At 64.1% G+C, this 24,844-nt stretch carries 23 protein-coding genes; 10 read left to right on the top strand and 13 right to left on the bottom strand.

Annotated elements, in window-relative coordinates; all coding sequences use genetic code 11:
* Positions 1–283: 283 nt before the first annotated feature.
* Positions 284–571, bottom strand: coding sequence for a hypothetical protein (locus tag AC0L27_RS18655; RefSeq protein WP_473305394.1), 288 nt, complete (start codon positions 569–571; stop codon positions 284–286).
* A gap of 126 nt (positions 572–697) precedes the next feature.
* On the opposite strand from AC0L27_RS18655, the gene AC0L27_RS18650 reads away from it, so the two are divergent.
* The 9 genes from AC0L27_RS18650 to AC0L27_RS18610 all read left to right on the top strand — a co-directional run bounded on the left by AC0L27_RS18650 (position 698) and on the right by AC0L27_RS18610 (position 10,742).
* Positions 698–1,024, top strand: a complete 327-nt coding sequence (locus AC0L27_RS18650) for a hypothetical protein (protein WP_473305396.1) — start codon at positions 698–700, stop codon at positions 1,022–1,024.
* Positions 1,025–1,182: 158 nt separating this feature from the next.
* Complete coding sequence (locus AC0L27_RS18645; RefSeq protein WP_473319942.1) at positions 1,183–2,736, top strand: oligosaccharide flippase family protein; 1,554 nt, start codon at positions 1,183–1,185, stop codon at positions 2,734–2,736.
* Between the two features lie 3 nt (positions 2,737–2,739).
* Positions 2,740–4,578, top strand: coding sequence for an asparagine synthase (glutamine-hydrolyzing) (gene asnB, locus AC0L27_RS18640; protein WP_473305399.1), 1,839 nt, complete (start codon positions 2,740–2,742; stop codon positions 4,576–4,578).
* A 3-nt stretch (positions 4,579–4,581) separates the two neighbouring features.
* Positions 4,582–5,670 (top strand): glycosyltransferase family protein, encoded by a 1,089-nt coding sequence (locus AC0L27_RS18635; protein ID WP_473319941.1) that lies wholly within the window; start codon positions 4,582–4,584, stop codon positions 5,668–5,670.
* Positions 5,671–5,712: 42 nt separating this feature from the next.
* Entirely contained in the window at positions 5,713–6,318 is a 606-nt protein-coding gene (locus tag AC0L27_RS18630) for an acyltransferase (RefSeq protein ID WP_473319939.1), read from the top strand.
* Entirely contained in the window at positions 6,308–7,159 is an 852-nt protein-coding gene (locus AC0L27_RS18625; RefSeq protein WP_473305405.1) for a class I SAM-dependent methyltransferase, read from the top strand. Before AC0L27_RS18630 ends, AC0L27_RS18625 begins: the two co-directional genes overlap by 11 nt.
* 3 nt (positions 7,160–7,162) lie before the next feature.
* Positions 7,163–8,095, top strand: coding sequence for an NAD-dependent epimerase/dehydratase family protein (locus AC0L27_RS18620; protein ID WP_473319938.1), 933 nt, complete (start codon positions 7,163–7,165; stop codon positions 8,093–8,095).
* On the top strand, positions 8,088–9,287 hold the full coding sequence (locus tag AC0L27_RS18615; RefSeq protein WP_473305410.1) for a glycosyltransferase family 4 protein: 1,200 nt from the start codon (positions 8,088–8,090) through the stop codon (positions 9,285–9,287). The genes AC0L27_RS18620 and AC0L27_RS18615 overlap by 8 nt, the downstream gene beginning before the upstream one ends.
* Positions 9,288–9,692: 405 nt before the next feature.
* The gene (locus AC0L27_RS18610) at positions 9,693–10,742 is read left to right on the top strand and encodes an O-antigen ligase family protein (RefSeq protein ID WP_473305413.1); all 1,050 of its coding nucleotides are present in this window, start codon (positions 9,693–9,695) and stop codon (positions 10,740–10,742) included.
* A 95-nt stretch (positions 10,743–10,837) separates the two neighbouring features.
* Here AC0L27_RS18610 and AC0L27_RS18605 read toward each other — a convergent pair whose 3' ends face one another.
* The 9 genes from AC0L27_RS18605 to AC0L27_RS18565 form a co-directional block, all read right to left on the bottom strand.
* Complete coding sequence (locus AC0L27_RS18605; RefSeq protein WP_473305416.1) at positions 10,838–11,800, bottom strand: UDP-glucuronic acid decarboxylase family protein; 963 nt, start codon at positions 11,798–11,800, stop codon at positions 10,838–10,840.
* A 158-nt stretch (positions 11,801–11,958) separates the two neighbouring features.
* Positions 11,959–12,711 carry a glycosyltransferase family 2 protein gene (locus AC0L27_RS18600; RefSeq protein ID WP_473305418.1) on the bottom strand — a complete coding sequence of 251 codons (753 nt, stop codon included), beginning with the start codon at positions 12,709–12,711 and terminating at the stop codon, positions 11,959–11,961.
* 8 nt (positions 12,712–12,719) lie between these two features.
* Positions 12,720–14,123 (bottom strand): capsular polysaccharide export protein, LipB/KpsS family, encoded by a 1,404-nt coding sequence (locus tag AC0L27_RS18595; protein ID WP_473319937.1) that lies wholly within the window; start codon positions 14,121–14,123, stop codon positions 12,720–12,722.
* Complete coding sequence (locus AC0L27_RS18590; protein WP_473319935.1) at positions 14,120–15,514, bottom strand: surface carbohydrate biosynthesis protein; 1,395 nt, start codon at positions 15,512–15,514, stop codon at positions 14,120–14,122. The genes AC0L27_RS18595 and AC0L27_RS18590 overlap by 4 nt, the downstream gene beginning before the upstream one ends.
* A gap of 72 nt (positions 15,515–15,586) precedes the next feature.
* On the bottom strand, positions 15,587–17,101 hold the full coding sequence (locus AC0L27_RS18585) for an MATE family efflux transporter (RefSeq protein ID WP_473305426.1): 1,515 nt from the start codon (positions 17,099–17,101) through the stop codon (positions 15,587–15,589).
* A 10-nt stretch (positions 17,102–17,111) separates the two neighbouring features.
* Positions 17,112–17,933, bottom strand: a complete 822-nt coding sequence (locus AC0L27_RS18580) for an SDR family oxidoreductase (RefSeq protein WP_473305430.1) — start codon at positions 17,931–17,933, stop codon at positions 17,112–17,114.
* 13 nt (positions 17,934–17,946) lie between these two features.
* Entirely contained in the window at positions 17,947–18,648 is a 702-nt protein-coding gene (locus AC0L27_RS18575; RefSeq protein ID WP_473305432.1) for an acylneuraminate cytidylyltransferase family protein, read from the bottom strand.
* Positions 18,645–19,553, bottom strand: coding sequence for a Gfo/Idh/MocA family protein (locus tag AC0L27_RS18570; protein ID WP_473305434.1), 909 nt, complete (start codon positions 19,551–19,553; stop codon positions 18,645–18,647). Before AC0L27_RS18570 ends, AC0L27_RS18575 begins: the two co-directional genes overlap by 4 nt.
* A complete protein-coding gene (locus AC0L27_RS18565) occupies positions 19,550–20,599 on the bottom strand; it encodes a nucleotidyltransferase family protein (RefSeq protein WP_473319934.1) in 1,050 nt (349 codons plus the stop codon). The genes AC0L27_RS18570 and AC0L27_RS18565 overlap by 4 nt, the downstream gene beginning before the upstream one ends.
* 197 nt (positions 20,600–20,796) lie before the next feature.
* Here AC0L27_RS18565 and AC0L27_RS18560 point away from each other — a divergent pair, with 197 nt between their 5' ends.
* Positions 20,797–21,408, top strand: a complete 612-nt coding sequence (locus AC0L27_RS18560; protein WP_473305438.1) for an acetyltransferase — start codon at positions 20,797–20,799, stop codon at positions 21,406–21,408.
* On the opposite strand, the gene neuB is transcribed toward AC0L27_RS18560, so the two are convergent.
* Genes neuB through AC0L27_RS18545 form a run of 3 tightly spaced genes read right to left on the bottom strand, consistent with a single transcriptional unit; the run spans position 21,405 to position 24,827 of the window.
* Positions 21,405–22,475 (bottom strand): N-acetylneuraminate synthase, encoded by a 1,071-nt coding sequence (gene neuB / locus AC0L27_RS18555; protein WP_473319933.1) that lies wholly within the window; start codon positions 22,473–22,475, stop codon positions 21,405–21,407. The genes AC0L27_RS18560 and neuB overlap by 4 nt on opposite strands.
* The gene (gene neuC / locus AC0L27_RS18550) at positions 22,472–23,650 is read right to left on the bottom strand and encodes a UDP-N-acetylglucosamine 2-epimerase (RefSeq protein ID WP_473305442.1); all 1,179 of its coding nucleotides are present in this window, start codon (positions 23,648–23,650) and stop codon (positions 22,472–22,474) included. The genes neuB and neuC overlap by 4 nt, the downstream gene beginning before the upstream one ends.
* The gene (locus AC0L27_RS18545) at positions 23,643–24,827 is read right to left on the bottom strand and encodes a LegC family aminotransferase (protein ID WP_473305444.1); all 1,185 of its coding nucleotides are present in this window, start codon (positions 24,825–24,827) and stop codon (positions 23,643–23,645) included. The genes neuC and AC0L27_RS18545 overlap by 8 nt, the downstream gene beginning before the upstream one ends.
* Positions 24,828–24,844: the final 17 nt, after the last annotated feature.

Raw genomic sequence — 24,844 nt, 5'->3', positions numbered from 1 at the left:
GTGACGTCGCAACCGTGGGACGTACACGATGCTTGTGCAATCCGTTGATCCCGGCGCCCACAGTAGGTTATATTCGAGGCCTCCCAGGCAAGTTCCGGAAGATAAAAAGCACCTTGCCTGATCCGGTGCGACCACTAGAAAATCCGCGGTCCGTCACGCAACAGTTGCTGGCGAGGAAATGCCAGAAAATTCTGCAACCTTTTTCCAAGTAGCGTCGCATACCCAGAAAATTTCAACACGAAGGCCTTATTTTGCGAGCGCTTCAAAGCGGCCGGCGGCAGTTTCAGCGAATCTGGAAGGTGATGTCGTAGGGCTGCGCGACGCGCAGGTTGCGGCGCGAGGACGTGTGCATGGCAACAAGGAACCATGGCTGCCACGTCGTCGCGCATCGACATGCTGCCTGACGATGCTGCGGGCAGCCCCGCCCGGAAATTTCGAGGTCGCGACGATGCGCCGGTCGCATGGCCCGCGCAGCAGGCTCCCGCCAGGCCCGTTCGTCGCGGCAATCCGCTGTGGTCGGTGCCGTTCTCGGCTCGACCGCGACCCAGGAGCGCCCCATCTTCTCGGCCACGCGACGGCCGCCGCCGCGTGCGGTCGCGGCATCGCCGGTCGAAGAGATTTCCGCACCGTCACCCAGCCGGTCGAGGCACCGCCACCGCTATTGCTGGTCGGGGCCGTGGTGGGCGAGGGCGACGCCATGGCCATTCTCGTCAACCGCACCGATCAGAAGGTCGTGCGCCTGCGGCAGGGCGAATCGCTCGCCGGCTGGTCGCTGACCTCGGTGCAGCCGCGCGAGGTGACGTCCAAGCAGGGCGAGCGCAGCGAGGTGCTGACGTTCCAGCGGCCGGACGCGGCCGCTCCCGCGGGTCCGGCTTGCGGATGCCGGCGGCAGGCCGACGATGCCGGGCCCGGCCGATCCGGCGTTCTCGCCTTCCGTGCCGCGCTCCACGCCGAAGAACGGCGAGTCGGACGGGCTCTGAGCGTGCCTTCCCGGGCGCCCCGCAAGCCTCGGGCGGAGCCCTGAAACGCAGGCCGAACGGGTCCGCCAAAGCGGGCCGGCTGCGGTTCCTGCCGGCTATCGACATTCCGTGAACTGACTGCTAGCCCGAATTCGCGATGCCTTGGGAAGGACCCCGATCGGTGTGGGCAAAGGCTTGCTGAGGTGATGGCCGGGTGGCTGGCATGACGTTGAGAAAAACACCGCCCGATCTGCTGGGGAATTCCGCGTGGAATGCGACGGCCTTCCTGGTGGCCGTGGTGCTGAACCTGGCCATCCTGCCTTTCGTGATCACCCATCTCGGGCTCGCGGCATTCGGTGTCGCGGGTCTTGTCACCGCATGCATTGCGCCAGCGCAGGTGTTCAGCAACGCGCTCGGACTGTCGACGTCGCGCGAGCTTGCACAGCGACTCGAGCCATCCGACCGCGACGACGCGCGACGCCTGTTCGCGACCGCGGTCATGCTCGCGGTCGGCGCGGGCGGGCCGATCGCCATTTTCCTTTTGGTGGCCGGAGCTCCACTCGCGCGTCTCGGATTTCATCTGGCCGGTCCGGCTGCCGCGGATCTCGCGCTGGCGTTCGCGCTGGCCGGTATCGGCTGGTTGTGCCAATGTGTATCGGCCGTCTTCATTTCGTTGTTCACCGCGCGGCAAGACTATCGCCGGATCGCCTCGATCGGCATCGTCAGCACCGTGGTCTCGACTCTTTCGATGCTCCTCCTGATCCCCGCCGCGCCATACGCATCGACATTCCTGGGTTGCCAGGCGCTGGGGTTGGCGATCGGTCTGCTGCTGGCCTTGGCCTTGTCTAGCGGCCAAATGCGTCAGTGGCTGGCACCTCCAGCATTGCATCGCGACGCGCTTGGCAGGCTGGTTCGTTTCGGCGGATGGCAGGTTGCCGCACAGGGCGGTGCGCTGCTTGCAGGGCAGGCCGATCGATATCTGCTTGGCGCGCTGCTGCAACCGCAGTTTGTCGGCTTCTACGGCGTTGCGCAGCGCCTGCAGGAGGCGACCTATATCGGTATCCTGAAGGTCGGCGAGATCCTGTTTCCCTTCTTCAGCACGCTGCAGGGGGAGAGCGAGGACCGCAAGGTCGATCTGCTATTCCGAGCGTCGTGGATTCTCAATGTCCTGGCCGCAAGCGCGCTCGGCGGATTGATCCCCGTGGCTCGTCCGCTGCTGCATGTTTGGACCGGCGCCGAGGTCGCGGCCGAGGCTGCACAGGTTCTCGTCGTCCTGTCGATTGCCGGGATCCTCGGATCGAGCGCGAACGTCTTCGGCTTTTACTTGCTGGCGCACGGGCGGTCGCGCTCCAACGCGCTCATCGCCTTGATCACGGGTGTCGTCACACTCGTAACCAGCGCCATCGCATTGCCACGCTTCGGATGGCACGCCGCAGGCTGGAGCGCATGCGCCGGAATGATCACGCAGATGGCGACCATTGTCTTCCTGTTGCGCCGTAGTTTTGATCTCGCCGGCATGTGGTCGCGCATCGTGCATTGCGTGCTGATGCCGCTCGGCATCGGGATCGCGACGGCGCTGGCGGTGCGATACGGTCTCGACCGCGCGCCATTCCAGCCCGCGCCGTCCTGGTGGTCGGTGGGAGCTATCTCGTCGGTGACGGCCGCGACGATTTTCGCGATCGCGGTTGCGGCGTCGCAATTGGGTCCGTATCGAAGGGCTTGCCGGCAAGATATTCGTTCGATCGTCAGTCGCTTCTTGCCCATCAAGGCTGTCTAGGACATGTGCGGAATCGCAGGCATCGTAAATCTGGGTGGCAATGCGGTCGAACCGGCCGACATCTCGCGGCTGACCAGCCTGATCGCGCATCGCGGTCCGTTCGGCGAGGGGACCTGGTTCAGCGCGGACCGAAGCCTCGCATTCGGCCACCGCCGCCTGGCGATCATCGATCCAGGCGAGGGCGGCTATCAGCCCATGCTGTCCGCGGACGGCCGCCATGTGATCGTGTTCAACGGCGAGATCTACAACTTCCTCGAGCTTCGCCGCGAGCTCGAGGCGCAGGGCGCGGTGTTGCGCAGCCAATCCGATACCGAAGTGATCCTGGCCGCGTGGCAGGCCTGGCGGGAAGACATGCTGCCCCGCTTCAACGGCATGTGGGCCTTGGCGATCTTCGACACCAGCACCCGCGAGCTGTTCCTTGCGCGCGACCGCTTCGGCATCAAGCCGCTGCTCTATGCCGCGTCGCCGGAACGATTCGTCTTCGCGTCCGAGCAACGGGCGTTGGTGCGGAGTGGACTGATCGATACCTCCGTCGACATGGAGGTTGCACGCCGGCTGCTGCTCGATGCCTTCGGGATCGAAGGAAGCGAGCGGACCCTGTTTCGCCAGGTTCGCCGCTTGCAGGGCGGCCACTGCATGTGGCTTCGTCAGGGCAAGGTCAGTGTCAAGCGATGGTGGCGGACCGTGGATCATCTGCCGCCGGTGCCGGCCACCGAAGCCGAGCGTGTCGCGCGCTTTCGCGAGCTGTTTCAGGATGCCGTGGCCCTGCGCATGCGCAGCGATGTGCCGATCGGAACATGCCTGTCCGGCGGCTTCGATTCGTCGGCCGTGATTTGCGCCATGGCGGCGCACGAGAAGGAAGGCATGGGGCCGCGCGACAGCGCAGCATGGCGTCACGCCTTTGTTGCGACGTTCCCCGGCGCCTTGAACGACGAGAGGCCGATGGCCGAGGAGGCCGCCGTCTGGGCCAACGTCGCGCCAACTTTTCTCGAAATCGGACAGGCCGATGCGCTGACGGACCTCGATCAGATTCTCGACGATCTCGATGACGTCTACATCGCGTTGCCCAGCGCCATATGGCTGCTCTATCGGCAATTGACCCAAAACAACGTGACGGTGTCACTCGACGGCCACGGGGCGGACGAGCTGATGGGCGGCTATTTGCAGGAAGGACAAGCGCGCGCGTTTCAGATACGGAACGCGGCAGAGGACCTCGCGTCGCGTTCGAAACTGGCCCGGCGTTGTGTGGATGTCCTGCGTGCGTTGGCCCTCAAGCGGAAGGGCGTGTATTTTCTGCGCGGTGGCCTGCGCAATCTTCCCGCCCCGCTTCCGCTGATAGCGGAGGACGATGTGCTGCCGCGTGAATGGGGTGGCTTGAACAAGCGCCTCTATCGGATGTTTCACAGCACGGTGCTGCCCACCATCCTGCGCAACTTCGACCGCCTTTCGATGGCGCACGGCGTCGAAGTCCGCATGCCCTTTATGGATTGGCGGCTGGTGACCTATACGATGGCCCTTCCCGAGAGCAGCAAGTCGGCGGACGGCTATACCAAGGCTGTTGCCCGGCGGGCGATGGCCAATTTGATGCCGGAGTCCATTCGCACCGCGCGTCGCAAGGTCGGCTTCAACTCGCCGATGCCGGAATGGTTGAACGGACCGCTGGCCGGCTGGACGGCTGACCTGCTGGACAGGAATGTGCCGGCGTTTGCGGAACTGGTGGATGAAGCGGGTCTGCGCGCGGCGGTCAGCCGTTTGACGGCGTCGAAGTCCTGGGATTGGGAGTCGGTCGGGCGGATCTGGCCGTATCTGAATATGAAATGGATGTTGGCGAGGTACGCGTAAACGATGCGTTTGTTCCAGAATAGCGCCCTCTATCCGTCTTATCTGCCGCGGTTGAATGAGCTTGCGGCCAACACGCAGAGCTTCGCGGAGCGGCGGCGCGTATTTCTGCACGATCGTTTCGGTGCGTCGCATTTCCTTCAACCGGTGCTCGACGGTTCGCCGGAGGCCTTCTTCACCAATGGGGACGACGAGGTCTTGCAGCGCCGCTGGGCGCGCGAGCAGGGCATGTCGGGTGAGCCGACGCTCGAGGCCATTCTGCTCGCTCAAATCGAGCATCACGCCACCGAGGTGTTCTACAACCTCGATCCCGTGCGCTATCCGAGCGCATTCGTTGCCAAGCTGCCGGGCTGCGTGAAGAAGGCGCTGTGCTGGCGTGCCGCGCCGTCGGGAAATGCCGATTTCACGGCCTATCGCGCCGTGCTCGGAAACGCTCCATCGATCCTCGATATCTGGCGCCGCAACGGATGCCGGGTCGAAACATTCTTTCCGGCGCATGATCCGGTGATGGAGGAATATGGTCACGGCGAGCGCCCCATCGACGTCGCCTTCGCCGGCGGCTATTCGCGACATCATCGCGTGCGGGCCAGGACGCTGGAGCAGGTCGCGCAGCTCGCCGACAGCCGCAATATCGTGCTTTGTCTCGATGCATCGCGTCTGACCAGGCTCGCGGAGAGCACCGTCGGGCGATTGCTGCCGCTGCGACAACACCGGCGCCCCGATGCCATCGCGGCCATTGCGAGACCGCCGGTGTTCGGCAGAGCCCTCTATGAACTGATTGGCTCGTCGAAGATCGTGTTCAACGGCGCGATCGACATGGCCGGCACGGATCGCGGCAACATGCGTTGCTTCGAGACGATGGGATGCGGCGCACTGCTCGTCTCCGACGCCGGCAGCTATCCGGCCGGCATGCAGGAGGGCGTGACCATCGAGACCTACGGTACCCCAGAACAGGCCGTCGAGGTCATTTCACGCAGTCTGCAAGACTGGCCCAGAATGGCGGAGATCGCTGCGCTAGGTCGGGCCCGCATCCGGGACATCTACAGCAAGGACGTGCAATGGAAGCAGTTCGGCGACCTCGTCGGACGGGTTTAGCCGTGCTAGAGCGTCCGGGACGACGCGATTTCAGTTGATTGCATGAACCTCGACTTCCTGATCCAGCGGCTCACGGGCCGCAATACCGACTACCTGATCCAGCGCATGATGGGCCGGGCGACTTGCCGTCTCGATGACGGGGCAGCGCTCGGAGCCAGCGCGAGGATCAGGAACATCCGCGGCGATGCCGACAGGATCGTCATCGGCCCACAGAGCCGGATCCTCGGCGAACTCATGACTTTCGCCCATGGCGGAGAGATCAAGATCGGCGAATGGTGCTATGTCGGGGAGGGGACGCGGATCTGGTCGGCCGGCTCCATCGAGATCGGAAACCGGGTTCTGATCTCCCATTCGGCAAACGTCTTCGACAGTCTGACCCATCCGATCGGGGCGGCCGCGCGGCACGCGCAGGTCCGGCAGATCTTCACAAGCGGTCATCCGCGCGAACTCTCGCTTGACGAAAGCCCGGTCCGGATCCGCGATGATGCCTGGATTGGCGCGGGAGCCATGGTGCTGCGCGGCGTGACGGTCGGGCAGGGGGCCGTGGTGGCGGCCGGCGCAGTCGTGACCAAGGACGTGCCGCCCTTCTCGATCGTGGCTGGAAATCCGGCGGTGCTGGTCAGGGAGCTCCGGTCCGATGAGCGGTGACGGCAAGTTCACGACGTGGGAGGATGCCGTTGTCTGGCTGCGCAATCAGCCGGATCAGGGTCAGCTCGTGCGTGACGCCTTCTACGATGATCCGCTGATCGCGGCGGCCGAGCGCTATTTTCAGAGCTCCGAATGGCAGGCGGTCACGGCGCTCCTGGCCGGGCGCTCCGGCTTGGCACTCGATGTGGGCGCCGGTCGCGGCATTGCCAGCTACGCGCTGGCCCGAAGCGGTTTCGAGGTGACCGCACTCGAGCCCGATGGCAGCGCCATCGTCGGCGCTGCGGCAATCCGGGCTCTTGCGGCGAGCACGCAGCTGCCCATCAATGTGGTCGAGGAGTTTTCCGAGCGCCTGCCGTTCGCCGACGACACTTTCGATCTCGTCTTCGCGCGCGCCGTGCTCCATCATACGCGCGACCTTGATGGTGCCTGCCGCGAGATGTTTCGCGTGCTTCGCCCCGGCGGTATGCTGATCGCAGCGCGTGAGCACGTGATCAGCATGGAAAGCGATCTTCAGAAATTTCTCGATCAGCATCCGCTGCATCACCTCTACGGGGGCGAGCATGCTTACCTGCTCGAGCGCTATATCGGCGCGCTGAAGTCGGCCGGCTTCGCCAACGTCGGGACACTGGCTCCGCTGCAGAGCGCGATCAATCTGTTCCCGTATACGATGCAGACGCTGCGATCCGCGGTCGTCGAAAAACTGACGCGGAAGATTCCCGTCGGTCCGCTGTGGCGCGCCGCGTTTGCTTCGCAGCATGTCTTCGCGTCCCTGCTCTCGCTTGCCGAGCGCTTTGACCACCGGCCCGGCCGGCTCTATTCGTTCGTCTGTCACAAGGTCTAGGACATGTCCAATTGGGTTACCGGTGCGAACGGATTCATCGGACGTCATCTCGTTCGCGAGTTGGCGAGCGCCGGGCATGCGGTCCATGGCGTCGGTCACGGTGCGCTCGATCCGGCCCAGGCGCAGGCCCTCGGTTTGCAGACCTGGATCAATGGCGAAGTTGACGCGGCCAATCTGAACGCGCTCGCAGCCTTGCACGGGCTGCCGTCGCAAGTCTTCCATCTGGCTGGCGGATCGTCGGTCGGGCTGTCGATCGCGCGCCCGTTCGAGGATTTTTCGCGGACCGTGACGAGCACGGCGCGTCTGCTCGAGTGGCTCCGAAGTTTTGCGCCCAGCAGCCGGCTGATCGTGGTGTCGAGCGCCGCGGTCTACGGCGCCGATCACACCGGTCCGATTCCCGAGAGCGCGGCGCTTCTGCCGATGTCACCCTACGGACACCATAAGCTGGTGATGGAGCAGTTGTGCCAAAGCTACGTCCAGAGCTTCGGCATCCACTGCATGGTCGTGCGACTGTTCTCTGTCTATGGTCCCCATCTTCGCAAGCAACTGCTCTGGGATATCTGCTCTCGGCTGCGGAGCGAGGTGGAAGCGTTGAATCTCGGAGGGACGGGGGCCGAGATCAGGGATTGGACCGACGTTCGCGACGTCGTTCGCTTGCTGGCGCGCGTCGCGGAGGCGGAGTGGCAGAACGATTTTGGCGTGATCAATGGCGGTTCGGGGCGCGGCGTGAGCGTTGCCGATATTGCCGAGGGCCTGATCAGGCATTGGGGCGGCAAAACGGTCGCACGCTTTTCCGGCGTCGCGCGGCCAGGGGACCCGACGAGCTTGCTGGCGGACAACAGGCGCGTGCTCGACATGCATTTCGATTGGCGTATCCCGCTGGAGCGCGGGCTGGCCGACTACGTCGAATGGTTCAGGAGCCAGGCTCGTGCCTGAGAGCGCGCCGCTGCGGATTGCATTCACCAATATCCCACGTCGACTATGGGCGGGTGGCTACAACTATCAACGCAATCTGTTCGAGGTGCTCAACCGGCATTCTCCGGGGGCGGTGGTACCCGTGCTGTTTGCCGGAACGGCGGACGATCCCGAGGAGATCGCGGTGCTGGCCGGCATTCCTGGCGTTGAGGTCGTGCGCTCGCCGGTGTTCGATCACGCCGCGACCGGTCTTGCCCGTGCGACGGACCTCGGCCGCGCGATCGTCTTTGGGTTGGACGCACCTGCCGCCGCCGCGTTCACGGCCAGCAGGATCGACATGGTGTTCGAATCCGCGCGCTTCTTTGGTTGGCGCCTGCCATTTCCGGCCGTCGCATGGTTTCCGGATTTCCAGCATCGACTACTCCCGCATCTGTTCTCCAGAAGTGCACTTTGGCGGCGTGATCTCGGCTTTCGGGTTCAGATCGCATCGGGCCGGCACATCATGTTGAGCAGCGCCACGGCGTTCGGCGATCTCAAGAAGTTCTATCCGGGCAATTCGAGCGGCGTCTCGGTCGTCCGGTTTGCGACCGAGCCGCCCGCCAGTCTGCTCGCCACGCAGCCGTCCGACGTGATTGCGCATTATGGTCTTCCGTCACGGTATTTTTATCTGCCAAACCAGTTCTGGCGGCACAAAAATCATCAAATCGTGGTCGATGCGCTTGATCTGCTGAAATCTCAGGGTCTGGATGTCGTCGTCGCGGCGTCGGGAAGCACGCAGGACTTCCGCGAGCCCGGTCTCTTCGAGGCGATGATGAAGGAGGTCAAGACGCGCGGCCTGGAGATGAATTTTCGACATCTCGGAATGATTCCGCTGGATCATGTCTACGCGCTCCTGCGCGCATCGACGGCGCTGATCAATCCTTCGGAGTGCGAGGGGTGGAGCACCACTGTCGAGGAAGCCAAGTCGTTTGGTGTCCCGATGATCCTGTCGAACATCGATGTCCATCGCGAACAGACCGAGGGCGGCGCGCGATACTTCGGCATCCGCGACCCCAAGTCGCTGGCCGATCACATGTTGCAGGTTGCGCAGACCGCCGGGCCTGTGTTCGTCCGCAACTTGTTGCCGAACCTGGAGCATCGCGTAGAGGCGTTCGTTGCCGATTTCATCCGACTGACCCGGGATGTGATGGCGTCGCGTCGCGGCCAAGCCTGACGAGAAGCGTGGATGCGAGCGGCTTGGTCTCGAGACCTTGGTTTGCCCAGAGCGATCCAACCCTCGCTGCATGGCGACTGGCGCCGGTCCAAGCCTTCTCAGCTGAGGTCCGGCGGCGACATTTACAAGTTGATGCCCCAATGCTAGCAGGTACGCGCAGTAACGTGTCGGCGCTCGCCCAGTTGGAGTCATGATTGACATCGATGCCATTGGGCTTTTTGCGCCTTGCGTCACAGCGACAAGGTTATTGATCGTCTCGGCGATCGGGTTTCAGCGATCAGGCCGATGACGAAGACTTGGTTGACGAACGCAGCAGTAGCGGTTTGGATCTCAACTAACTCAGTCCTTATCCTCTTGTATGGCCTGAGTGGCACGAAGGGTCATGCAGCCGTAACAGTGGCTGTCATGATTGCGCCGCTGCTCGTCGTATCGGGGAAGTTTCGCCCGCTGCCTGCAGACTATTTGTTCGCTGCATTGGCCGCGCTCATGGTGGCGTCGGTAATCGTCCACGGTCGAACGACGACTGATCGCGATTATGCGCTGCTCGCCCTTTCGATGGCTGCCTATCCCGCGTTCCGGGCCGTGGGCCATCGTTTTGATCTGTTGCGCTTCTCCTACCTCACGGCGGCGCTCGTTTCGATCGGGACGCTGCTGACGGCCTGGGCGGTGGTTTACGATCGGAGCGGCGAGTACAAGCCGCTGGTCATGGGCTTCCACGAAGGTCCGACCGTGTTTTCGCTGACGTGGTGCTTCCTGGTCTTTGCTTTCCTTTCGATGAACTTATCGTCGCTCCAATGGCGTGTTGTCGGCGGATTGATCGCCTTGCCTGCGTTCGTGTTTGCCGCAGCAATGGTACGACACCCTTTCATCGCCTTGGCGGTCACGCTCGTCGCGACGGTCAGGATGGGCAGCCGGCGCCAGTTGGTGGTAGTCGGCGTGGTGTGTCTGAGCATTGTCGTTGGTTTGGCTGCTCGTCCCACGATGTCCGGCAAGATCATCGGGCTTGTCCTGGAGAATGCGCAAAAGCCAGTCGTGACGTGCGATACCCATGATACCTTCGCGATCCGAATAATCCTCACAAAGGAAGCCTTGAACCTGTTGCCGAAGGCTGGTTTTTTCGGCCAAGGTATCGGAACGTTCGCTCAACAATCTTGCTATAAGGCGGACCCGCACAACGTTGTACTGCAAGCCGCAGTCGAGGTTGGAGTTGCCGCGGCGCTGCTTTTGGCTGCTGCGTTTATTTTGGCGGCAATGTCGGCAGCAAAGTGTGCGCGCTCTAATGCCGCCGCGTCCTTTGTGTTTGCTGGCCTGGTATTCGTCGGGATCGAGTTTTTGATGAGTGGCTCGATGACGAACTCAGCGCTGCTGTTTGGATTCATGGGCTGGGCCGTTGGGCTGCCGCAGGATGACGGGAACGAGACAAGCGGTGAACCGCGCCCGCTCGCGGTCCCGTAGCTGATCCCCCAGCCGCAAACCGCGTCCACGCCCGGTAGCCTGACGGTGCGCTCGTGCGGAAACTCGCTTGCAGCCGACGGAGATTGCGAGCTGGATCAGGCCAGTTCGAGCGTACGCTTGAAGTATGCGATCGTCTCCTTCAGCCCGTCCTCGAGCGCGACCTTCGGCTCCCAGTCCAGCGCCGCCTTCGCCTTGGTGAGGTCGGGCTGGCGCTGGCGCGGATCGTCCTGCGGCAGCGGCTGGAAGATCAGTTGCGAGCGCGAGCCGGTGAGCTTGATCACCTTCTCGGCGAGCTCGCGGATGGTGAACTCCGAATTGTTTCCGATGTTGATCGGCCCGGTGACGCTCTCGCCGGTCGCCATCAGCCGCATGATGGCTTCGACGAGATCGTCGACATAGCAGAACGAGCGGGTCTGCCCGCCGTCGCCGAACACAGTGATCGGCTCGCCCTTGAGTGCCTGGACGATGAAGGACGACACCACGCGCCCGTCATTGGGCTGCATGCGCGGGCCGTAGGTGTTGAAGATGCGCGCGACCTTGATCGGCAGGCCGTGCTGGCGCCAATAGTCGAAGAACAGCGTTTCGGCGCAGCGCTTGCCTTCGTCATAGCAGGAGCGGATGCCGATCGGGTTGACGTTGCCCCAATAATCCTCGGTCTGGGGGTGGATGAGGGGATCGCCATAGACCTCGCTGGTGGAGGCCTGGAAGATGCGCGCCTTGAGCCGCTTGGCGAGGCCGAGCATGTTGATGGCGCCGTGCACCGAGGTCTTGGTGGTCTGTACGGGATCGCGCTGGTAGTGGATCGGCGAGGCCGGGCAGGCCAGGTTGAAGATCGCGTCGACCTCGATGTAGAGCGGAAAGGTGACGTCGTGCCGGACCGCCTCGAACAGGGGATTTGCGATCAAGTGGGCGATGTTGCGCCGACTTCCCGTGAAGTAATTGTCGACGGACACCACCTCGGCCCGCGAATCGAGCAGCCGTTCGCAGAGGTGGGATCCGATGAAACCGGCGCCTCCGGTCACGAGGATGCGGCTGTTCTTGTAGCTTTCAAACGGCATGATCGGTTCCAGATTGTCCGCGGCGGCGCGCGCTGAGTGGTATCGGCAACGGCCGGACTCGCCAATAGCCAAATGGCTTGGTCCGCGGTATCTAAATACCGATACTGCGCATGGGGTTGTTTTCGATATTTTTATGGGAGCGCTCGTCAGGGCGCTGGCTAGAATTCGCGCCGCTTCAGCCAGGCCCGCGCACCCCAATGAGCAAAACACCAGCTCGATCTGATCAGGGAGAGGCGTTCGACGTTGCGGTAGATATGCCAAACCCATTTGGCGGAGCGCACCGGGCGGCTCGAGACCGAAGAGCCCCTGACGCGGTAGCGTGCAAGGTCCTCGTTGAGGCCGTAGGCGGTATGGCCGCGCTTCAGGATCGAGAGCCACAAGCAGAAATCATCGTAGCCCTCGTTCTTCATCACGACGGGACCGGCGATCTCGCGGTCGACCATCGCGGTCAGCGTCGCGATCGCGGTGTTCTCAAGGAGCTGGTCATAGGTGAGCGAGGCCGGCACCTCGATCAGCCGTCCGGTGACCTTGTTGCTCTCGTCGATGCGGCGGAAGGCGGTGTAGCTGAGGGCCGCCCGCTTCTCGCGGGCGAAGGCGAGCTGGCGCTCGAGCTTCCCCGGCAGCCACAGATCGTCGCTGTCGAGGAATGCGAGATAGCGGCCCTGCGCGGCGTCAATCGAGGCCTGGCGGGCGAGCGCCGGGCCGCCATTTCGGGCCTGCCGGATCAGCTTGACGCGGGGATCGCGCTCGCCGATCGCGGCGATGATCGCCGGCGTCCTGTCGGTCGAGCAGTCGTCGGCGATCAAGAGTTCCCAGTCGGCGAACGTCTGGTCCTGCACCGAACGGATCGTTTCCTCGATCAGGCCTTCGACGTTCCAGGAGGGTGTTACGATCGAGACGAGCGGCATCATGGATCCGTTCAGTTCACGCGGGCCGGCGCGGCGATTGCCGCACGCAAGGAGGCCGCAAACGTGTCGAGCAGCTTGGGATCGCCGATATAAAGCTCGCCCGGATAAGACCGGCGCCAGGCAGACTCGAAATAGGGCGCCCCCCTGGCCGGATCGAATGGCCCGGCGGAGAGCGCTTCGCGTAGCCGTGCCGGCACATCGGCCAGGCGGTCAACCGCATACACCAGCGGGCAGGAGCGGTAGAAGGCATCGCCCATCACCACGACCGGTTTGCCGAGCAGCAGTGCTTCGGCGCCCGACTTGCTGTTGACGGAGATGACGGCGTCGGCGCGATTGAGCACGGTGTAATTGTTGGTCTGCGGCGGCAGCAGCACGAAATTGTCGAACCGGCGGGCGAGCTCGAACAGGCGCGAAGCTGCGATCGCGCCGATCTGAGCGGGGTGTTCCTTGACCACGAGCACATGCGAATCCGGAATCGTGCGCAGCAGGAAGTCGACGGTGGCGACCTGGTCGAGATAATCCGGCGAGCGCAAAGTCAACGCCATGTCGGCGGGAACATGGAAAGGGTAGTAGACGAACGGCGTTTCAGGAATCACGCGATAGAGCTTGCGCAGCCGCGTCGCGTTGAGCGCCATTGCCGCATGAACACGCGCGTGGCGCAGATTGTGCCCGAACTCCTGGTGCTTGCCGAGCGCAAACTGATCCCAGAGCTTTTCGGCAAGACGGTGCGCATTGCGCAGGTTCACGACCTTCTTGAAGGCCGCCGAATAATGGTGCTGGTCCTTCTTGGGGATGACGATGGCGCGCTGCGTCAGCGTGTCGTCCAGATAGGCGCGCACCTCCGATGACACCGTGTCTGCGGGTGTCGCCATCACCTCGGGAGCTGCGAGGCTGTCGGGCGTAAAATACATGCGGCCGCGGAAGAACGACGGCTCGATGAACCAGTTGCGGATGTTGCGGCGCCTTGCGGCGTAGAAGCTCGCGATGACGGAGAGAAAGCCGCCGAGCTCCTGCACCAGCTCGGCGCGCGTGCCTTGCGCCTCCAGCCGGTCGAGCAGCGCCTCCATGGCGTTGGCGTAGATCATGAATCGCCGGCGCAGCGCGGCCGTGTCGCGGATGCCGAAAGTGAAACGCTCATGGCTGAACAGGAAGTTGGTCCCGTCGAGCCCGTAGGCAGCGACGCGCGCGTCGAACGCCTTGCGATCGTCTGGGGCAGGGCCAGCCTTGAGACCCTCGCGGTACATGTTCGTAACCGGCACGCCTGCAGCGTTCGAAATCTCCGCGCTGCGATCGTCGAAGGCGAGCAATTCGACGTCATGGCCTGCCGCGCGCAACCGTTGTGCGACCGGAATCCAGAAACGGGTCTGGTATTCCGCTAGCGTCGTGATGAGTATGGTCGTTGCAGATCTGGTCATTGCTCTAGGACCTGGTCGATCGCAATGCTCGCGAGCGGCAAACCCGTCGTTGCGCAATGCGCGCGTCGCGCTTTCAATTGCAACGGGCTCGCGCCATCATGAGCTGCGATCCGCTGAAGCAGGGATTTGACGAAGGCCAGCTCGATCCGCTTGTCACGCCGGGCTGGATTGAATCGGCTGCGCAGCCGCTCGGTGACGGCCGAGCCGAGCGCGGCGCTCGCGACCCCCTTGACGATCTGACCGAGGCTCGGCTTGGCGCGCGTACCCTTCACGGTCGCAAGCAGAGACACGTAAGGCCGACGCGAGCCTTGGGCGTGAATCAGGACATCGGCGACACGATCGGCCGCCTGTCCGTCGTTAAGATGGAAGAAAGCCTCGATGTCGGCGGCGTGAACTCGGGCGAAATCGAATGTCCCGGTCTCGCGCTCGACGTGGTCGATCGCGCCAAGCAACTCATCGAACGAGGACACCTGACGGCTCACGCGAGCTGGCAGCCCGGCATGGCCCGCGGTGATTGGTGTGTTCAAATATTCGAGCTGGAGCGGCAGCTTTTCCAGCAACACCGATTCGACGGCCGTGCCGCAGTTGAGATGAATGATTGCGGCCGCGTTGCGGATACGGTCGAGCACGCTGCCGCTGCCGTCGATCACGACGTTGGTATGGCGCGAGAGCGCGTTGCGATACACGTCTTCGCTCTCGAAGGGATGCGGACGCACGAGAATGTTGCGGTCGGGCCGCGCTGCGGCGAGCCGCCCGATCTCGGCGAGATAGTTCGCGAAGACCTGCTTCAGGTCCGCGATGAAGAGATCGACATAGGCGCCATCCCAACCGGCCCGCACCATCGCCTCGCGTTCCCCGCCCGGCTCACCGCTGAAGCGCGAATTGACCAGTGGGAAGTTGGCGTTGACGAGCAGATAGCCGCGCGGTTCGCCGTCGAGCAGCGCACGCCAGCGTGAGGCTGCAAAATCGAAGCGCGGGCAACCGGTGAGGTGAAGCTGCTCCGGCGGTATGGTTCCGGCCGTAAGGAACGCGTCGTGCAGCCGGCTGCCCCAGAAGAAGTAGCCCGCCAGGAGACCGGCGTAGCCGCTGTCCTTGATGTGCGCGGCCATGGCGGGCGGCGAGTTGCCGCCCTTTTCGGCAAGCACGCCGCCTTCGGTGTCGAGCACGTACAGCGCGAGACCGGCCTTGGCGAAGCTGCGCATCAGGTCGAGATTGACAGGACGTGCGTAGTTGACCACCAGCGCGTCCAGCCCGAGCCGTGGCACATCGACCGCCTGCTCGTACATCGGTACCAGCACGACGGAAACGCCGCGCCGTGCGAGTTGATAACCGAGCATGACTGCGCCCGGCAGGTCACGCTTGGGGTGATCGACCACCAGGCCTATGCGCACCGTTCGCGTCTCCTCGTGGAATCAAACAAGTCGGTCATTGATCTCTTGAACATGATGGCGCTGAATTGCGAGCTATGTCGAAGCCCAGCCGAAGCGATGGCCAAGTTCCACGAAGATCGCCCGCTGGCGCTTTTCGAGAACGAAGAAATACTGCACGGCCCAGCTCACGACGCAGAACGCAGCGATCGCCAGCCCAAGCCCCCAGAAGCCGTCGATTGCGACGTAGTCGGCAAGCTTGAGCAACAGCAGGCTTACGACCACGAGGACGGCGGCTTGGGTGAGAAGTGCTCTGAGGAGGCGGTGGGAGTCAAGCTGCAACCCGCGGCTCACGGCGCCGATCTGCAACGGTAGAATGACGGCGTTGCCCACTACCTGACCGAGAATCAGCGCGCGTTCATCGAACATGTGCAGCGTGGCAACCGCCACTGCGGCCCAGACCCCCAGTTGATAGATCATCAGCCGGTTCAGGCGCGACTGCACGTCGGTGCGGGTCAGGAACATGACGTTGCCGAACGCGAGGTACTGGGCGCAGACAGGCACCACGAAGCTCAGGCCCATCCAGAAGGCGTAGGGAAGCATCTGCGGCCCGATCCACAGCTGCATGATCTCGGGCGACAGCATTGCGACTGCCACCAAGGGCGGCACCGTGAACATCGGCAGGATGATGAGGCCGAATTCGCCGAGCCGCTGGAACGCCTTGGCGTTGCCGCGCTCCTCCAGACGACTCGCCACCGGCAGCAGAGCCGACGTCAGGAGGCCAACGACGATCTTGGAGACCCGGGACAGCCGGACCACGGTGTCGTACACGCCGACGCCCTTGGGCCCGAACAAAAGGCCGACGAGGAAGGGCTGGATCGGCAGCGCCAGGCCGCCCGTCAGTTTGCCCTGGGCGAACAGCGCGCAACGGTGGAACAGCTCGTGCCGGATCGGCGCGTCCCACATCGCGAGCCTGACCTTGCGCACGACGGCGACGAAGGCTGCGATGAACACCAGAAATGCACGCATCAAGATGCTGGCGAGATAGATATAGGCCACGAACTCGAAGGAGGCCGCGGCGTTGGAGGCCCAGATCGTGCAGGCGACATAGGCGATCGTGGAGCTCACCTCCGCCAGCCGCAGCACGTTGTAGCGCTCAAAACCCTTGACAATGCCTTCCCAGACCAGCGCCGGGATCAGCACCAGATTGGCGAGCGCCGTATAGCGTAGGATCTGCGAGAACCTGTCGACATGCGCGGGGTCTACGCGCAGCGCGATGGTCAGGTATGGAGCGCTGATCCAGATCGTGACGGCGAGCAGCGTTCCGAGGCCAAAGGCCATCACGGTTAACAATGCAAGCTGCTGGCCCGCAAGATGCCAATCGCGATGCTCGCGCGCGCGCGCGACCGCCTGCGTGGTGACCTCGGAGAGGCCGAGATCGAGCAGGCTCATCATGCCGCTCGGCAGCAGGATGCGGGCGAGCACGATGAGGCCGAACTCGGTCACGCCCCAGGTCCGGATGATGACTGGAATGACAATCAGGGCGAGCACGGCCGCGACCCCGAAGGCGGCGCTCGAGATCAGCGTGTTTCGGATCAACTGTTTCAGCATGCTCCGCCGCTCACCATGCGCTCAGCCCGCCGTCGACCGCGATGTTCTGCCCGGTCACATAGGACGCAGCATCGGAGACGAGGAACAGCATGGTGCCGACCATCTCGTCGGCCTTTGCCATGCGGCCGAGCGGAATGCGGGCAGCATAGCGCGCCTTGAAGGTCTCGTTCTGTCCGCTCTCCACCCCTCCCGGGGTGAGAGTATTGACGCGAACGCCTTTCGCCGCCCAATAGGTCGCCAGATGCTTGGTCAGTCCGATGACGCCCGCTTTGGAAGCCGTGTAGACCGCAGGCGTGTTGATGGCGCGGCCCAGATATTCGGAGCCTTCGTAGATGCGCTGGTCGGGCGCCATCAGGCCGTAGATCGAGGCGGTCTGCACGATGGCGCCGTAGCCGCGCTCAGCCATTCGACCGCCGAAGGCCTGGGCGACGTTGAACATGCCGTCGAGATTGACCGCCATGATCTCACGCCAGGTCGCCAATGAAAACTGCTCGACCGGCGCGAAGAAGGCGTCGACGTCGCGGGTCTTGCTCGCGGCGTTGTTGAGCAGGATCGAGACCGGCCCGAGGTCCGCTTCGATCGCATCGGCGGTGTTGCGTACCGCGTCGGGCTGGGTGATGTCGCAGCCATAACCCCTGGTGCGGACGGCATGGCGTGACGTGATGTCGGCTGCCGCCGCATCGGTCGCGACCTGGTCCAGATCGACAATCGCGACATTGGCGCCGAACTCGGCGAGGCCCTCTGCGAAACGACGGCCGAGAATGCCGCAGCCGCCGGTGACGACGGCGGTACGTCCGGTGAGATCGAACAGAGCCTTGAAGCTCGTGGTCATTGCATAAGCCCCCTCAGGCCGGCAGTCGCTGGCGCAGCAACAGCTCCACCAACGCAAAGTCGAGATCGGAATCGATATCGATCGAGCGCTCTTCCGGCATCTCGAACAGGCGTGTGTCCGGATAGAATACCGCGGGCTGCGCCAGGAACTGCGCGACGCGCCAGACATAGATCGACGCGTTCATGTCGAAGCAGCGCGGCGCATCCTGCCGGCGCGTGATTGGAGGATTGGCGGATTTGGAAAGGCCAACGCTGCCATCGGTGCGCTGCTCGACCAGATTGAAATAGGGGGAGCGGCGTGCGGGCGCGCCGGTGATGACATTGCGGGCGTCGCTCTCGCGCAGCAGTGCCACCGCCCCGGCGATGTCGGAGGCGAGCCTGAGCGGCGAGGTGACGTCGAGATCGACGAAAATCTCGGGCGTCTTGCCCGTTTGCGCGATGGCCTGCTCGAGACAATGGCGGATCGCCGGCAGCTTTGGCGCGGTATCCGTCGCCATCTCGTCCGGACGCTTCACGGCGATGTCGGCGCCCGCCTTCAGTGCCGCATCGAGCAATGCGTCAGAATCACTGCTGAAGGCGATCGCGTCGAACAGGCCGGTCTCGCGCGCCTGCTCGATACTCCATGCGAGCACGGGCTTGCCCAGGAGCTCGCGCGCATTCTTGCCGACGACCCCTTTCGAGCCGCCTCGCGCGCAGATCGTGCAGAGGAGACTCATGGCGATATCCAGGTCTTGGTGCGCAGAGCGCGCTCGCTGGCATCGATCAGATGTACGACGCCGAGCGCCTCGGGCAGAGAGCAGGCCGGGCTCGCGCCATCCATCGCCGCGACATGCATGTCGCGATAGGTTTGGTCGCGCTCGCTGGGGATCTCGGTGATCTTGCCGTTGATCGCAAGCCGGCTGCCGACGAGATCGGCCTCGATGGTGTCGTCGTCGACGTTGACGCGAATGCGGCGGATACCCTGACGGTCGAGATAGTCCATGTGGACGTGGACCGATGGCGCCCGCTGCATATCGAGCAGCAGGTCGAGGTGGTCGTCGACGTCGATATCGCGCGCGCCGGACGCGCCGCCGAGCGCCGCGACGCGATGCCACGGTCCGAACAGCCACAACAGATAATCCAGCTCGTGGCTGAGATCCCGCAGCACGCCGCCGCCGGCGTCAGCCGTGGCGGAAGCGGTCGCACGATGATCGCGGCCGGGGCGCCAGTCCCTGATGTCCTGGCCGACATAGGCGGCGACCGTGATCACTTCGCGCCCGCGTAAGCTTTCGGCCAGCGCGGTCATCACGGGGTGAAAGCGCAGATTGTATCCGACGCTGACGTGGGAAAACGGATATTTCGGCGGCGATGCCGGTGTTGCGAATAGCGGTTTTTCGACAAGGACCTTGCCGTGGAAGCCGGCCTGCGCGAGTTCTTGCAGATCGTCGGCATGGCGCGCGGTCTCGGTTGCGATCACCGCATAGTCCGGATGTGCGCCGGCGATGGCCTGCACAATCGAGCCGTACTCGCCGCCTTCGCGACGGCTGACGGTCACGACACGAAGCCCCAGCTCTCGTAGGACGCGCGCATGCCTTGTGCCAATCGAGCCGAGGCCGACCACGACGGCGGTTGTCGATGTCACGGGAAGACCTCGTGAAATTCCGCATGCGCCTGCTCGAAATCCTCCAGGCGACCGATGTCGAGCCAGTATTCGCGGATCGGATAGACCGCGACGCGTCCGTTGCCCGCTATCACGCGCTCCAGCACGGTCGGCATATCGACGCTGACTCCCGGCGCGACATGGCGAAAGACGGAGTTGCCGATCACATAGATGCCAGCACTGACGAACCAGCTCTCGGTCGGCTTCTCGCGGATGGCATCGAGAAAGCCCTCCGACGTGGAAACCACGCCGTACGGTACATGCACCTTGTGCTCGCGGACCGTCATCGTCGCTTCCGCCGGCGTTCCGTTGTGGAAGTCGATAAGAGCCCGGTAGTCAATCGTGGTGAGAATATCGCCGTTGGTGACGATCATCGGCAGAGCCGGTGGCGTCGGCAAGAGGCCGAGCGCGCCTGCGGTCCCCAGGCGTTCCGTTTCGTGTACGTACTGGATATTGGCGCCGAAGGCGGTGCCGTCGGCGAAGTAGTCTTTGATTGTCTCGGCCTTGTAGTTGACCGAGATGAAAATGTTGCCAAAACCCTGCTGCACGACGTTGCGAACGATCGTCTCGAGCAGCGGCCGGCCGCCGACGTTGAGCATCGGCTTCGGCACCTCGCGCGTGAGCGCGCCCAGGCGTTCGCCGAGGCCGCCCGCCATGATCAGGACCGGATTGGGATAGTGGCGCGGTTCGAGCAACTCATCGAGGGTCTCGACCAAGACAAGATGCCCGCCCTCGTCGACGAGCGGGAGTTGCTTGATCGACTTCTGCCGCATCAGCTGCAGGCGATCCTCGCGCGGCAGTGCCGCAGGAGCCGACACCGGCGCACGGCTCATGATGTCGGTCGCAAGTCCTGCGAGCGGGATGCCGCGGAGCAGGCCGCGCCTCACATCGCCGTCGGTGACCACGCCCAAAAGGCGACTCTGGTCGTCGAGCACGAGCGCAATCTGGATGCTTCCACTCTCGATGGCGGCAATGGCCTCGCCCACGGTGGCCTGCGTTCCAACGACGGCCTTACGCCAGGATTTCATGGCAATCTGCCTCGTATACGCCGGATATCGGGGCCGCCCGCGGCTTAAGTCTGCTATATCGCGGCTGCGAGACGCGACGTCAACCCCAACCGCATTTCCTAAGGCAGCCCCGTTAACCTCCGCTTTTCGCGGTCCGAATCAACGGTTTGAACACCCGCCGTCCCGCCGCTAAGGTTGTGCAGCGCAGGGGAATCGGCATGGACGATCTCATCATCATAGGCGGCGGCGAACACGCCTTCATGGTCTACGAGGCGGCGCTGTTGTCCGGCCAGTTCAAGGTTATCGGCTTCCTCGATCGCCAGCCCGCAACACTGGGCGACGTCAGCTATCTCGGAACTGACGACGCTGCGCCGAACTATCCGGACGCGGCCTTCGTCATGGGAATCGGAACGATGCAGGCGGGGCCCGCTCGCCGGCAGATGATCGGCTGCATGCGGGTCGAGCGCTGGGCGACCGTGATTCATCCGCGCGCTATCGTCTCGCCCTCGGCCGGGATCGGTGCAGGCACCGTCATCATGCCCGGCGCAATCGTCAATGCGCGAAGCCGGATCGGTGATCACTGCATCATCAATTCCGGTGTCGTCGTCGAGCATGACGTACAGATCGGTGACTGCACGCATTTGTCGCCGGGAACCATAGTCGGCGGCGGCGCAAAGATCGGCGAGAACTGCTTCGTCGGTCTCGGCAGCCGGGTCAGGGACCACATCGCGATCGGCGACGACACGCTGGTGGCGATGGGATCGGTGGTCACGGCGCCATGCCCGCCAGGGTCTGTCCTTCGCGGCATTCCGGCAAAGCCGCAAGGCTAGACCGGATCGTCCGGCTCGAGCGCGCGCGGCACTGCCGTCCCAACCAGTGACCAATATTCGATCGGCGGACGGCCGGCGCCGGGGCGCTTGGCGGTGATATCGGCCGGGCCGATGGTCTCGCCGGCCTTCAGCGCACGCGCCGCCACGATGCTCTTGCGCGCGACTGGAACGTTCCTGATCTCGGACTCTTTCGGCGCCTTCACGCCGTCGCCCAGTGCACGCTCCACGTTGCGGATGGCCGCAACCATTTGCTTGAAATCGTCCGGCTCCAGCGAGGCCGCGTGGTCGGGGCCCGTGGCGCCGCGGTCCAGCGTCAGGTGCTTTTCGATCGTTGTGGCGCCGAGCGCGACGGCGGCCACTGAAACTTCGAAGCCGTCGGTGTGATCGGAATATCCGACCGGGAGCTGGAATGCGGAGCGCATTGTGGCCATTGCGGCGAGGTTCACATCCGCGATGGGGCAGGGATATTCGGTGGTGCAATGGAGCAGGTTGACGTGCCGCGCGAGCATTGTGCGTGCCGCCGGATCGCGCCACGCCGCGCGGAAGGAGGCAATGCCGGGCGGATGGTTGCGCTGGCCGTAGCCATGAGCCAGCACGCCGAGCGCTTCCTCGATCTCGCCGAGTGTCGCCATGCCCGTCGACAGGATCAGCATCGCGCCGGCCTTCGCCGCCGCATGCAGCAGCGGCGCATTGGTGAGATCGCCTGATCCGATCTTGATGCGCGGCAGGTTCAGCGACAGCAGGAAGGCGAGCGACGCGTCGTCGAACGGCGTCGACAGGAACTCGATGGCACGCTCCTTGGCGCGCGCGATCAGCGTGTGGTGCGCGGCTTGCGGCAGTTCGAGCCGTTGCAGCATGACAAGCTGGCTCTCGGTGGCGTTCGTCGTGCGCTGCTGATACTCAGCCTTCTTCGCCGCACCGCCCGCCAATGCCTTCGCATCGAAGGTCTGGAACTTGACGATGTCGGCACCGGCGTCGGCGGCCGCGTCCACCAGCGCCAGCGCCTTCTCCAGGCTGCCGTCATGATTGACACCGGCCTCCGCGATAATCAGCGTGTGGGTCGTCATGGCCGCGCTCCACTTGCCGGAAGGTCGTAAAAGCCCTTCGCCAGAAGCTGCCTGAAATCGGGGACGCCGGCGACAATGTCGGCAAATCGCCGGCTGGACTCGCCTTCGCCGTAAGGATTGACGGTGGCTTGACGGCCGCGCTGGAGCGCCGCCGAGATGGCGGCTTCTATCGAATCGCGCTCGGCCGCTGCGTGAAATACCGAGGCGGCGCGTTCACGTCCCTTCTGGCGGTCGCCAATATCGACCGTGGGAACTCCGAAGGAGGGCGCTTCGAGCAGGCCGCTCGAGGAATTGCCGATCACCAGGTCCACCTGGTTCATCAGGCTGAGATAGCGGAGCTGCCCAAGCGAGGCGACCGCGATCGTGTTCGGCCGGCCTGCCGCAAAAGCTTCGATCCGTGCGTTCAACGCACGGCCCTCGGCATCGGCGTTGGCGAGGGTGAACACGAAACGACAGGATGGATCGAACGCCGCCAGTGCTGCGAACAACTCCTCCAGCTCGGCCACCGAGCGCCCGGCCTCGACCGTGACGGGGTGGAACGTGACGAGCGCGTTGCGCTCACCGAGCGGCATTCCGACCGCGCGACCGATGCCGTCGCGGTCCATCAGGGCGAGATGCTTGATGGCATCGATGCCGACCGAGCCGATGGTGTGAATGCGCGAGGGGTGCTCGCCGAGCTGTATCAGCCGCCGCGTCGAGCCCGGATTGCTCGTGAAATGTAGATGCGCCATTTTGCTGATGGCGTGACGAGTGGACTCATCGACCGCGCCCTCGGTGACGTCGCCGCCGAACAGATGCGCCATCGGCAGCCGCATGAACATCGCCGCCTGCGCGGCCGCGAACATCTCGAAGCGGTCGCCGAGGACGACGACGAGATCCGGTCCTAGCCGCGTGAAAGCATCGGCAAAGCCGATGACGCCGAGCCCGACCGATTTCGCGACGCCGGCCCCGGTGTCGCTGCTGAGCAGCGTCTCGACACGCTCGTCGACTTCGAACCCCTCGTCGCGGATGGCGGCAAAGGTGTAGCCAAACTCCGGTGCGAGATGCATGCCGGTGGCGACGAGCTGAAGTGTCAACCCAGGCGTCTCGCGGATTGCACGCATCGGCCAGACCAGCAGCCCGAAATCAGCGCGGCTACCGGTAACGAAGCAGATTTTTCGCGCGACGCTACTCATCGCGAACCCTGATGCTGGCGCTGCTGGGGAGGTTGATCAGCCGACGTTCGATCGATTCCGCGGTCGACAGACCGCCGCGCGGGCTTTGCGCGAACATCGGCAGCTTGTGCATCAAGGTCCAGGCCGGACGGGCGCCGAAGCCGGCGTCGTTGAGCGCGGCGAGCAGATCGTCGCGCCGATCGGCATGGGCTTCGTCGAGCAGGATCGCGTTCAGCCAGTAATTGCTCGTTGCGTCCTTCGGCTCGCGCGAGAAGCAGACCCCCGGAATATCCGCGAAGGCGCGCTGATAGGCTGCAGCTAACTTGCGCTTGCTTGCGAGGAAGCCGTCGAGCTGCTCGAGCTGCGCGCAGCCGAGCGCGGCGTTCAGATTGGGTAAACGGTAGTTGAAGCCGATCTCGTCATGGATGAAGGCCCATTTGTGCGGCAGCTTCGCGGTGGTCGTCAGGTGCTTGGCGCGGCGCCCCAGTTCCTCGTCATTGGTCAGGATGGCGCCGCCGCCGCCGGTGGTGACGATCTTGTTGCCGTTGAAGCTCAGCGCCGCGAGCCGCGTCTGAGATCCGACGGCGTGACCCTTGTAGGTCGAGCCCAGCGATTCTGCGGCATCCTCCACCAGCGCGATGCCCCACTCGCGGGCGGTCGCGGCAATCTCGTCGAGCTCGACCGGATGCCCGAACGTATGCATCGGCGTGATCGCGGCGATGCGGCGCCCGGTCTCGCGATTGACGGCGCCCTTGGCCGTCCGCTCGGCGATCTCGTCGAGTCGCGTTGCGAGTGCGCGAGTATCCATGCCGAGCGTGACGAGCGAGCTATCGACGAAATGCGGCGTCGCGCCGCAATAGGCGATCGCATTGGTCGTCGCGATGAAAGTCAGCGCCGGCGAAATGACCTCGTCGCCGGGCTCGACGCCGGCGAGGCGGAAGCACGCATGCAGCGCGGCCGTGCCGTTGACGACGGCCACCGCGCGCTTGGCGCCGGTGACCTCCTCCAGCATGCGCTCGAACCGATCGACGAACGGCCCGACCGAGGAGACGAAGGTGCTCTTGATGCACTCTTGGAGATACGCGATCTCGTTGCCGGCGAACACCGGCTCGTGCAGGCCGAGAATTCCGTTGGGTGTTCCCACAGCGCGCCGTACGGCATCGACGATGGTCTTGGGTTCGAAACCTGATCTGGTCACGGGACTGTCCACCATCG

The sequence above is a fragment of the Bradyrhizobium sp. Ken51 genome, from assembly GCF_055807435.1.
Note: the sequence above shows the minus strand (reverse complement) of the source record. Positions and strands in the feature narration are given on the sequence as shown.